8 protein-coding genes are annotated in these 10,532 nt (G+C 77.6%); 2 read left to right on the top strand and 6 right to left on the bottom strand.

Going from position 1 to position 10,532, the window contains the following annotated elements; translation table 11 throughout:
• Positions 1-53: 53 nt before the first annotated feature.
• Positions 54-1,910: a translation elongation factor 4 gene (gene lepA, locus ACRYMN_RS19945; protein ID WP_432498984.1), complete on the bottom strand. Its 1,857-nt coding sequence runs from the start codon at positions 1,908-1,910 to the stop codon at positions 54-56.
• Between the two features lie 138 nt (positions 1,911-2,048).
• Here lepA and ACRYMN_RS19940 point away from each other — a divergent pair, with 138 nt between their 5' ends.
• Positions 2,049-2,948, top strand: a complete 900-nt coding sequence (locus tag ACRYMN_RS19940) for a DUF4349 domain-containing protein (protein WP_432498981.1) — start codon at positions 2,049-2,051, stop codon at positions 2,946-2,948.
• A gap of 54 nt (positions 2,949-3,002) precedes the next feature.
• Here the strand turns inward: ACRYMN_RS19940 and ACRYMN_RS19935 are convergent, their stop codons facing one another.
• Genes ACRYMN_RS19935 through ACRYMN_RS19925 form a run of 3 tightly spaced genes read right to left on the bottom strand, consistent with a single transcriptional unit; the run spans position 3,003 to position 6,423 of the window.
• A complete protein-coding gene (locus ACRYMN_RS19935) occupies positions 3,003-3,842 on the bottom strand; it encodes a transglutaminase family protein (RefSeq protein WP_432498980.1) in 840 nt (279 codons plus the stop codon).
• On the bottom strand, positions 3,842-4,783 hold the full coding sequence (locus tag ACRYMN_RS19930; RefSeq protein ID WP_432498978.1) for an alpha-E domain-containing protein: 942 nt from the start codon (positions 4,781-4,783) through the stop codon (positions 3,842-3,844). The genes ACRYMN_RS19935 and ACRYMN_RS19930 overlap by 1 nt, the downstream gene beginning before the upstream one ends.
• Entirely contained in the window at positions 4,777-6,423 is a 1,647-nt protein-coding gene (locus tag ACRYMN_RS19925) for a circularly permuted type 2 ATP-grasp protein (protein WP_432498975.1), read from the bottom strand. The genes ACRYMN_RS19930 and ACRYMN_RS19925 overlap by 7 nt, the downstream gene beginning before the upstream one ends.
• Before the next feature lie 222 nt (positions 6,424-6,645).
• Between ACRYMN_RS19925 and rpsT the strand changes: the two genes are divergently transcribed.
• Entirely contained in the window at positions 6,646-6,918 is a 273-nt protein-coding gene (rpsT, locus tag ACRYMN_RS19920; RefSeq protein WP_432498972.1) for a 30S ribosomal protein S20, read from the top strand.
• A 134-nt stretch (positions 6,919-7,052) separates the two neighbouring features.
• Here rpsT and holA read toward each other — a convergent pair whose 3' ends face one another.
• Together holA and ACRYMN_RS19910 are read right to left on the bottom strand one after the other, a co-directional pair.
• Positions 7,053-8,075 carry a DNA polymerase III subunit delta gene (holA, locus tag ACRYMN_RS19915; RefSeq protein ID WP_432498970.1) on the bottom strand — a complete coding sequence of 341 codons (1,023 nt, stop codon included), beginning with the start codon at positions 8,073-8,075 and terminating at the stop codon, positions 7,053-7,055.
• 43 nt (positions 8,076-8,118) lie between these two features.
• A partial coding sequence (locus tag ACRYMN_RS19910) for a ComEC/Rec2 family competence protein (protein WP_432498967.1) occupies positions 8,119-10,532 on the bottom strand: 2,414 nt, incomplete at its 5' end.

Below are 10,532 nucleotides of genomic sequence, written 5' to 3'. Positions count from 1 at the left end.
CCCGCGACGCCCCGGTGGGCGTCGCGGGGCGCCGCGGCGGCGCGGGGGCGGCGCTACTTCTTCGCCTTGTCCTTGGCCTTGTCGCCGGCGGCGTCGGAGGACAGCGCGGCGATGAACGCCTCCTGGGGGACCTCCACGCGGCCGACCATCTTCATGCGCTTCTTGCCCTCCTTCTGCTTCTCCAGCAGCTTGCGCTTGCGGGTGATGTCACCGCCGTAGCACTTGGCCAGGACGTCCTTGCGGATGGCGCGCACGTTCTCGCGCGCGATGATGCGCGCGCCCACCGCCGCCTGGATGGGCACCTCGAACTGCTGGCGCGGGATGAGCTCCTTGAGCTTGCCGGCCATCATCACGCCGTAGGCGTACGCCTTGTCCTTGTGCACGATGGCGCTGAAGGCGTCGACCTGCTCGCCCTGCAGCAGCACGTCGACCTTCACCAGGTCCGCCGCCTGGTCGCCGTCGACGTCGTAGTCCAGCGAGGCGTACCCGCGGGTGCGCGACTTCAGGTTGTCGAAGAAGTCGAAGACGATCTCCGCCAGCGGCAGCCGGTAGCGCATCTCGACGCGGTCCTCGGACAGGTAGTCCATGCCCAGCAGCTCGCCGCGGCGCTGCTGGCACAGCTCCATGATGGCGCCGATGTACTCGCTGGGCGCCAGGACCGTGGCGCGCACGGTGGGTTCGCGGATCTCGGCGACCTTGCCCTCGGGGAACTCCGAGGGGTTGGTGACCGTGACGACCTTCCTGTCCTCCATCGTCACCTCGTACACGACGCTGGGGGCGGTGGAGATCAGGTCCAGGTTGAACTCGCGCTCCAGGCGCTCGCGCACGATCTCCAGGTGCAGCAGGCCCAGGAAGCCGATGCGGAAGCCGAAGCCGAGCGCCGCGGACGTCTCCGGCTCGTACACCAGCGCCGCGTCGTTGAGCTTGAGCTTGTCCAGGGCGTCGCGCAGCAGCGGGTAGTCCGAGCCGTCGATCGGGTACAGCCCGGAGAACACCATCGGCTTGGGGTCGCGGTAGCCGCCCAGCGCCTGCGTGGACGGCTTGGCGGCGTTGGTGACGGTGTCGCCGACCTTGGACTGGCGCACGTCCTTCACGCCGGTGATGAGGTAGCCGACCTCGCCGACGCCCAGGCCCTGCGAGGGCGCGGGCTCCGGGGAGGAGACGCCGATCTCCAGCAGCTCGTGCGTGGCCCTGGTGGACATCATGGCGATGCGCTCGCGCGGGGAGAGGTGACCGTCGATCACCCGCACGTAGGTGACGACGCCGCGGTAGGTGTCGTAGACGGAGTCGAAGATCATCGCCCGGGCGGGGGCGTCGGGGTCGCCCACGGGTGCGGGGACCTGCCGCACGATCTCGTCGAGCAGCGCCTCGACGCCCACGCCGGTCTTGCCCGACACGCGCAGGCAGTCCTGCGGCTCGCAGCCGATGAGGCCGGCGAGCTCCTCGGCGAACTTCTCCGGCTGCGCCGCCGGCAGGTCGATCTTGTTCAGGACCGGGATGATCGTGAGGTCGTTCTCCATGGCGAGGTAGAGGTTCGCCAGGGTCTGCGCCTCGATGCCCTGCGCGGCGTCCACCAGCAGCACCGCGCCCTCGCACGCGGCCAGCGAGCGGGAGACCTCGTAGGTGAAGTCGACGTGCCCGGGGGTGTCGATCATGTTCAAGGCGTAGTCGGTGCCGCCGACGCCCCAGGGCATGCGCACGGCCTGCGACTTGATGGTGATGCCGCGCTCGCGCTCGATGTCCATGCGGTCCAGGTACTGCGCGCGCATGGCGCGCTCGTCCACGACCCCGGTCAGCTGCAGCATGCGGTCGGCCAGCGTCGACTTGCCGTGGTCGATGTGGGCGATGATGCAGAAGTTGCGCAGCAGCTCCGGCGGCGTCGAGGCGGGCGCCGGGGGCTTCGCGGCCATCGGGGACACGGGCGGGGTGCACCTCTCGTCGGCACGGTCGTGGACCCCCATCGTCGCACGCGGGCGGCGGGAACCGGGCGGGCGCGGTGCGCGTCCCAGCGGGGCGGTCACGGCGACCGCACCACCGGGAGGCCCGCCATGCCCCGCACGCCCACCCGCCGCGCGCTGCCCGCCCTCCTGCTCGCCCTCCCGCTGGCGCTGGGCGCCTGCAGCGGCTCCGGCGCCGGGTCCTCCGATGCCGCCCCCGCCGCGGGCGGGGCCGGCGCGCAGGAGGCGGCGAGCGGCGCGCAAGGGGCCGCGGTGACCGCGGCCGACGCCACGGCCGCGGCGCCGGCCGACGGGGCGCTCGCCGGCGGGGTGCTGCCCGGGCGCGCGGTGGTCTCCACCGCCACCCTGGCGGTGCAGGTGGGCGACGCCGCGGCGGCCGCCGAGCGCGCCGCCGACCTCGCCGCGGCCGCCGGCGGGCTGGTCACCGCGAGCAGCACCGGCGGCGGCGAGGGGGCGGGCTCGGCGCGGCTGACGGTGCGGGTGCCCGGCGAGCGCCTGGCGCAGCTGCTCGACGACGTCGCGGCCCTGGGCCGGCAGGTCGAGCGCAGCACCACCGCCGCGGACGTGACCGCGGAGGTCGCCGACGTGGACAGCCGCGTGACCTCCGCGCAGGCGGTGCTGGCCACCTTCCGCGCCCGGCTGCCGCAGGCGACGACGATCCCGGACGTGCTGGCGCTGGAGGGCGAGATCGCGCGCCGGCAGGCGGACCTGGAGGCCCTGCAGGCGCGCCAGCGCTCCCTGGCCGACCAGGTCTCGCTGGCCACCGCGGAGGTCTTGCTGCGCGAGGACGGGCCCGCGGCGGCCGCGGCCGCCCCGGGCGGGTTCACCGGCGGGCTGGCCGCCGGCTGGGGCGCGCTGCTGCGCGTGCTGGGCGCCGCGGCCGTCGCCCTGGGCGCCGTCCTGCCGTTCGCGGTGCCGGCCGCCGCGCTGGGCGCGCCGCTGCTGGTGCTGCACCGGCGCCGCGCGCGCCGCCCGGCCGCCGGGAGCTGACCCGCCGCCGGGGGCCGACCCGCCGCCGGGGGCCGAGCGGACCGGCCGGGCGCTTCAGGCCAGGCGCGTGACCAGCACCCGCGCGCGCACCGACGACGGCGGCCCGGAGTACACCCCGCGCAGGGGGCTGACGTCGGAGTAGTCGCGGGCGCGGGCCACCACCACGTGCCGGTCGCCCACGGCGCAGTCGTTCGTGGGGTCCCAGCCGGTCCAGGCGCCGTCGAAGAACTCGATCCAGGCGTGGCTCTCCCCCGCCACCTCCTCGCCGGTGGCCGGGTCCGGGTGCGGGTGCAGGTAGCCGGAGACGTAGCGCGCCGGCACGCCCAGCCCGCGCAGCCCGGCCAGCGCCAGGTGGGCGATGTCCTGGCACACCCCGCGGCGCAGGTCCCACGACTCCTGGGCGGTGGCGTGCACGCCGGTGGCGCCGGGCACGTACCCCACCTCGTCGTGCACCCACGCGCACAGCCGGTGCGCCGCCTCGCGCGGGTCCGCGCCCCCGACCAGCTCGCGCACCGCGTCGGCGAACCCGTCCGGCGGGGCGGTGCGCGGCGTGGGCGCCAGCAGCTCGGCCAGCTCGTCGACCAGGGCGTCGGCGCGCAGGTCCGACCACGACAGCGGCCGCGCCGCGTGGCGGTCCGGGCGCCGGTCGGTCTCCACCAGGCTCGTGGCCGTCGTCACCAGCCGGCGGTGGCGCACGTGCAGGTCGAACGCGGTCACGTGGGTGCCCCAGTAGTCCCAGTAGCGCGTCGTCGCCGCGGCCGGGACGACCTCCAGCCGCGAGTCCAGCGCCGTCTGGTGCGGCGTGGTCAGCGGCGTCACGCGCGCCTCGTTGAAGCTGGCGACGACGTCGCCGTCGTAGGTGTGCGTCGTCTCGTGCACGATGCGCAGCCGCATCACGACCTCCCCGCCGTCCAGGACACCGCTCCCGCGAGCGGGAAGAACCGCTCGCCGACGGCGAGCGAGGCCTGCGAGCACGCCTCCTGCACCGCGCGCATCTGCGCGTGCAGGTCCTCCAGCAGCTGCTCGGGGCTGGAGAACTCCAGCCGAGTGCGCGCCCGGCCCAGCACCCGGCGCGCGTCGGCGGCGTAGCCGGCCCGGCGCGGCTGCGGCTCCAGCGCCTCGAGGCACGCCTCGGCGCTCTCCAGCGCGTGCACGACCGAGCGCGGGAAGAGGCGGTCCAGCAGCAGGAACTCCGCGGCGTGCACCTCCCCGGCCGCACCGGTGCTCGAGCCGCGGTAGGCGCGCAGGAAGGCCTCGTACGCCCCCGTCGAGCGCAGCAGCAGCGGCCACTGCGCGCCCACCCCGGGCACCGCGCGGGTGTCCACCAGGCGCGCGGTCATGTCGGCGCGCTCCAGGGAGCGGCCCAGCACGAAGAACTGCCAGGAGTCGTCGCGGCTCATCGTCGCGTCGACCAGTCCGTTGACGACGGCGGTGCGCTCGCGCACCCAGGCGAAGAAGCGGGGGGCGGCCACCGCCCGCCAGCGCCCCGACGCCAGCGCGTTCCACGTCGTGTTCAGGCTCTCCCACATGTCCGAGGAGACGGTCTCGCGCGCCCGGCGGGCGTTCTCGCGCGCCGCGCCCAGGGCGCCGGTGATCGAGCTGGGGCTCAGCGGGTCGTGCGCGAGGACCTCCAGCAGCTCGCGCCGGCCGGCGCGCGCGCCGTCCTCCACGGGGGTGCCCATGACGCTCAGCAGGGAGCGCGAGACCGCGGACTCGTCGATCCACGGGTCGGCCAGGGTGTGCTCGACGTGCACGTCGAGGATGCGCGCGGTGGAGTCGGCCCGCTCCACGTAGCGCCCGATCCAGAACAGCGACTCCGCGATGCGGCTCAGCACCCCGCCACCGCCCGCCCGCCGCCGCGCCGCGCCGGCCGCACCCGCTGCTGTTGCTGCTGCTGCTCCTGCTCGCCCGGGCGGTGGCCGCGCTCGGCGCCGCCGGGGCCGCGGTCGGCCAGGTGGTGCCCGTCCGCGACCTCCGCCGGGCGCACCGGCGCCGGCTCGTCCGCCGCGGCCACGGCCTCGTCGTCCGCGGCCAGCACCCAGGTGTCCTTCGAGCCGCCGCCCTGGCTGGAGTTGACCACCAGCGAGCCCTCCCGCAGCGCCACCCGGGTCAGCCCGCCGCGCAGCACCCGCACGGTGGTGCCGTCGTTGACGGCGAAGGGGCGCAGGTCCACGTGCCGCGGGCGCAGGCTCGCCCCGGCCAGCGTCGGCACCGTCGACAGCGCCACGACCGGCTGGGCGATCCACCCGCGCGGGTCGGCCAGCACCCGCGCGCGCAGCTGCGCCAGCTCCCCGGGGGAGGCGTCGGGACACACCACGATGCCCTTGCCGCCGGAGCCGTCCACCGGCTTCACGACGAGCTCGGCCAGGCGGTCCAGGGCCTCCTCGCGCTCGGAGGGCACGTCCATGCGGTAGGTGGGCACGTTGCCCAGCACCAGCTCCTCGCCGAGGTAGTACTTCGCCAGGTCCGGCACGTACGTGTAGACGAGCTTGTCGTCGGCCACCCCGTTGCCGACGGCGTTGGCGATGCTCACCCCGCCCGCGCGCGCAGCGTTGAGGATGCCGGCGCAGCCGAGCACCGAGTCGCGGCGGAAGTGCACCGGGTCCAGGAACTCGTCGTCCACGCGGCGGTAGACCACGTCCACGCGGCGGTCCCCGGCCGTGGTGCGCATGTGCACGCGGTTGCCGCGGCAGACCAGGTCGCGGCCCTCGACCAGCTCCACGCCCATCGCACGCGCCAGCAGGGAGTGCTCGAAGTACGCGGAGTTGTAGACGCCGGGCGTGAGCACCACCACGGTCGGGTCGTCCACGCCCTCGGGGGCGCACGCGCGCAGCGCCGCCAGCAGCGTGCGCGGGTAGTCGGCCACCGGCTGCACCCGGTGCGCCTGCAGCGCCTCGGGCAGCACCTGGGTGATCGCCTGGCGGTTCTCCAGCACGTAGCTGACCCCGCTGGGCACGCGCACGTTGTCCTCCAGCACGCGGAAGTCGCCGTGCTCGTCGCGCACCAGGTCGATGCCGGCCACGTGCACGCGCACCCCGCCGGGGGGCTCGACGCCCACCGCGGCGCGGTGGAAGTGGCTGGAGGAGGTGATCACCCGGCGCGGCACCACGCCGTCGCGCACCACCTGCATCGGCCCGTGCACGTCGGCCAGGAACGCCTCCAGCACCCGCACCCGCTGCGCCACGCCGCGCTCGACGACGGCCCACTGCTGGGCCTCGATGATGCGCGGGACCACGTCCAGCGGGAAGGGGCGCTCCTCGCCGGCGTAGTCGAAGGTCACCCCGCGGTCCAGGAAGGTGCTGGCCAGCTGGTCGGCACGCGCCAGCAGCTCGGTGGCGGGCAGGTCGCGCAGGGCGGTGAAGAGCGCGGCCCACTCGGGGCGCGGCGCCCCGTCGAGCCCCAGCATCTCGTCCACCGCCCGGCGCGCGGCGGACCCGGCCGGGGAGTCCCGGTAGCCCTCGAAGACGTCGACCACGCCCCGGACCCTAGGGACCCCACGTTTCCGGGGGGTTACGCGCGCAGCGCCCCTCACCGGTCCGGCCGAGGCCGCGCCCCCTGGTAACCTGGACGACGCCTTCGCCTCCTCGTGCGGAGGTCACGGCCGATCACCCTCACCACCGGTCCCCCACGCCGGAGTCCAGGTGTCCCGGCCGCCCTCTGACACCGACCAGCTCGACCGCAAGGAGACGGACGCCCCGTGGCGAACATCAAGTCCCAGAAGAAGCGCATCATCACCGCCGAGAAGGCGCGCCTGCGCAACAAGGCCGTCAAGTCGGAGCTGCGCACCGCCGTGCGCGCCCTGCGCGAGGCCGCCGCCTCCGGCGACGCCGAGAAGGCGCAGACCGCGCTCAAGCACGCGACCCGCAAGCTCGACAAGGCCGTGAGCAAGGGCGTCATCCACAAGAACCAGGCCGCCAACCGCAAGTCGGCGATCGCCCGCACCGCCGCCAAGGTCGGCTCCGCCGCCTGAGCGCAGGCCCCACCGGAGGGCCGGGTCCCCGCGGGACCCGGCCCTCCGTCGTCCCCGGGCCGTCCCGGGCCGTCGCCTGGTCGTGGCCGGGCCGTCGCCGGGCGGCGGCGCCGCCCAGGGGCTCGACGGGGGGCTCAGCGCTCGCGCGCCTCGGCGGTGACCCGCACGGCCCGCTCCAGGGCGAAGGCGCCGTCGCCGCCGCCGCCCTTGACGGCGTGGTCGGCGGCGGCGACGGCCTGGATCGCCCGGGCCAAGCCCTCCGGCGCCACCCCCTGCACCTCCCGGCGCACCTTGTCCACCAGCCACGGCGCCATGCCCAGGTCGCGGGCGACGTCGGCGCTGCGCCCGCGGGCGGCCGCCACCCGGGCGAGCTGGCGCAGCCGCGAGGCCAGGGCGGCGACCACCACGACGGCCGGCACGCCGGTCGCCTCCGCGTGGCGCACCAGCGCCAGCGCCCGCCCGGCGTCGCCGGCCACGGCCGCGTCGGCCACCTCGAAGCCCGTCGCCTCGCGCCGCCCCGAGTGGTAGCGGTGCACGTCGGCCTCGGTGACCGTGCCCTCGGTGTCGGTGAGCAGCTGGTCCAGGCCGGCCGAGAGCTCGCCCAGGTCGCCGCCGAGGGCGGCCACCAGCGCCCGGGCGGCCTCGACGTCGATGCGCCGGCGCGCCCGGCGGGCGTCGGCCAGCACCAGGTCCACCTTCTCCTGGTCGCGCTTGAGCGGCTGGCAGGGCACCTCCACCGCCCCGGGGGTGCTGCGCGCGACCTCCAGCACCCGGCGCGCGCGGTTGCCGCCGCGGTGGCGCAGCACCAGCACCGCGCTCTCGGACGGCGCGGCCAGGTACTCCAGGACGTCCTCGACGAAGGCGTCGGTGGCCGCGTCGACGCCGTCGACGAGGACGAGGGACTGCTCGTCGAACAGCGACGGCGACGTCCAGGTGGCCAGCTGGCCCTTCTGGTAGGCGGCGGCGGCGACGTCGGTGCGCTCGAAGGCCGGGTCGCGCTCGCGCAGCCGCGCCAGCAGCGCCGTCAGCGCCCGGTCGGCCAGGTGGTCCTCGGCGCCGGTGAGCAGCACGACGGGCGCCGGCTCGACGTCGTGCGGGGACGGCGCCGGGGCGGCCGGCTTCTTCGCCGCGCGGGCGGGGGTGGTCCTGCTGGGCACGGCGACAGCCTGCCAGCCGTGCCGGACACGGCCGTCCCGTCCCTCACCCGCCGGAGTACCGCGCGCGCCGCGCGGCCTCGCGCGGGTCGGGCCCGCGCACCAGCGTGCGCAGCCGCCCGGCGGCGCCGGCCACCGCCACGTCGCCGTCGCGGTCGGTGCGCAGGGTCCGCGCCCCCAGCGAGTCCAGCAGCGCCAGGGTGGGCGCGGCCGGGTGGCCGTGGTCGTTGACGGCGCCCACCGGCACCAGCGCCACGCGCGCCCGCAGCGCCGCGTACAGCTGCGGCTCCTGGCGCGCGGAGCCGTGGTGGGCCACCTTGACGACGTCGACGAGCGGGCCGCCGGGCCAGGAGCCGGCGGTGCGCAGCAGCCGGCGCTGCGCGTCCGGCTCCAGGTCGCCGGTCAGCAGCACCCGCACCCCGGCGACCTCGGCGAGCAGGACGACGCTGGCGTCGTTGACCTGCGAGGAGTCCGGCGCCCGGGTGCCGGCGACGGCGGCGGTCGGCGCCAGGACGGTCCAGGCCACCCGCCCGCTCACCCCGGCGAGCCCCGCGGCGGCCGGCACCGGGCGCACCCCGGCCGCGGCGGCGGCCTCGGCCACGCGCCGGGAGGCCGGCTGCACGGGCAGCGGGGAGACCAGCACCCGCCCGACCGCGCGACCGCGCAGGGCGCCGGGCAGGCCGTCGACGTGGTCGGCGTGCGGGTGGGTGAGCACCACCGCGTCCAGGCGCCGCACGCCCAGCCGCCGCAGGCAGCCGTCGACCAGCTCCGCGTCGGGACCGGCGTCCACCAGGACCGCCGAGCGGTCCCCCGAGCGCAGCACGAGCGCGTCGCCCTGCCCGACGTCGCAGGCGACCACGAGCCAGTCCGGCGCCGGCCACGGCCCGGTGGGCCCGCCCCAGCGCGGCGCGCAGCGCACCAGCACCGCGGCGGCCAGCACCGCGACGAGCGCGGCCGCCAGCGCCCGGCGCCGGCCCGGCCCGGCGCGCCGGGCGCGCAGCACCGCCGCGGCGGCCAGGACCGCGAGCACCGTGCCGGCGGCCACGACCGCGGCACCGGCCGCGCCGGCGGGCAGCGGCACGGCGAGCGGGACGTCCGCCGCGCGCCGCGCCACGAGCGCGACCCACTGCGTGGCCAGGCCGGCGGGCAGGACCACCACCGCCGCCGCGGCCGGCCACGCGGCCGCCACGAGCGTGGCCACCAGCCCCACCACGGTGGCCGGGGCGACGGCGGGCGCCACCAGGACGTTGACCGGCAGCGACAGCGGGTGCACCGACGGTGTGAGCAGCACCACCACCGGCCCGCACACCGCCTGCGCCCCCGCGGGCACGGCCACGGCGGTGGCGAGCGCGCGCGGCACCCCGGCGCCGTGCAGGCGCTGCGCCCACGGGCGGGCCAGCAGCAGCAGCCCGGCGGTGGCCAGCACCGACAGCGCGAAGCCGACCTCGCGCGCCAGCCACGGGTCGGCCACCAGCAGCACCAGCGCCGCGCCGGCCAGCACCGGCACCCCCCGCGCGGGTCGCCCGGCCAGCAGCCCGGCCAGCCCCACCGCGCCCATGACGGCGGCGCGCAGCACGCTCGGCTCCGGGTGGGCGAGCACGACGAAGCCGACCAGCCCGGCACCGGCGGCCAGCAGCCGCAGCCGGCGCCCCAGGCCCAGCCGGGAGGCCACGAGCACCAGGGCACCGACGACGAGGGTGGTGTTCGCGCCGCTGACCGCCGTCAGGTGGCTCAGCCCCACCGCGCGCATGGCCGCCTCCAGGTCGGGCGGCAGAGCGGAGGTGTCGCCGACGACGAGCCCGGGCAGCAGGCCGCGCGCGTCGGCGGGCAGCCCGGCGCACGCCGCGCGCAGCCCCGCCCGCAGCCGCTCGGCGGCGCGGTGCACGGCGCCGGGGGCCGCCACGGGCCGCGGCGCGCCGCGCGCGTGCAGCAGCACCGCGGCCCGCTCCCCCGGCTCGGCCGGCGCCAGCCGGGCGCTCAGGCGCACCCGGCTGCCGACGGCGGCCCGCCAGGTGGCGGCGTCGGCGAAGACGGTCGCGGGCGCGGCGACGTCCAGGTGCCGCCCGCGCACCAGCACCGCCGTCAGGTGCACGTCCACCGCCACCCGGGCCGGTGCGCCGGCGCGCGCGGAGCGCAGCGGGCGCGGGTCGGAGCGCACCTCGGCGACGGCGCGGGCGACGGCGCGCTGCGCTCCCCAGCGGGGCAGGTCGCCGGTGGTGGCGCGAGCGTGCTGCACCGCGGTGGAGGCCAGCACGGCCGCCACGGCGGTGAGCACCAGCAGCGCCGTGGCGCCGCGCCGGCGCCGCAGCACGAGCAGGCCGGTCAGGAGCACCGCGCCGCCCGTCGCCGCCAGCGCCGCGCGGGCGGCGCCCCGCCCGCCCGTCGCCCCGCCGGCCGCCGCCCCGGCCGCGCGCGGGGGCGCGACGAGCCGCACCGCCCCCGGGGGGGGGGCGGGCGGCG

Origin of the sequence: Kineococcus gypseus (assembly GCF_050871305.1) — a bacterium.
In the GTDB taxonomy this organism is placed as follows: Bacteria; Actinomycetota; Actinomycetes; order Actinomycetales; family Kineococcaceae; genus Kineococcus; species Kineococcus gypseus.
Note: the sequence above shows the minus strand (reverse complement) of the source record. Positions and strands in the feature narration are given on the sequence as shown.

Coding starts and splice junctions, on each gene's coding strand:
- lepA (WP_432498984.1), bottom strand. CDS start 1,910: ATGGCCGCGAAGCCCCCGGCGCCCGCCTCGACGCCGCCGGAGCTGCTG.
- ACRYMN_RS19940 (WP_432498981.1), top strand. CDS start 2,049: ATGCCCCGCACGCCCACCCGCCGCGCGCTGCCCGCCCTCCTGCTCGCC.
- ACRYMN_RS19935 (WP_432498980.1), bottom strand. CDS start 3,842: ATGCGGCTGCGCATCGTGCACGAGACGACGCACACCTACGACGGCGAC.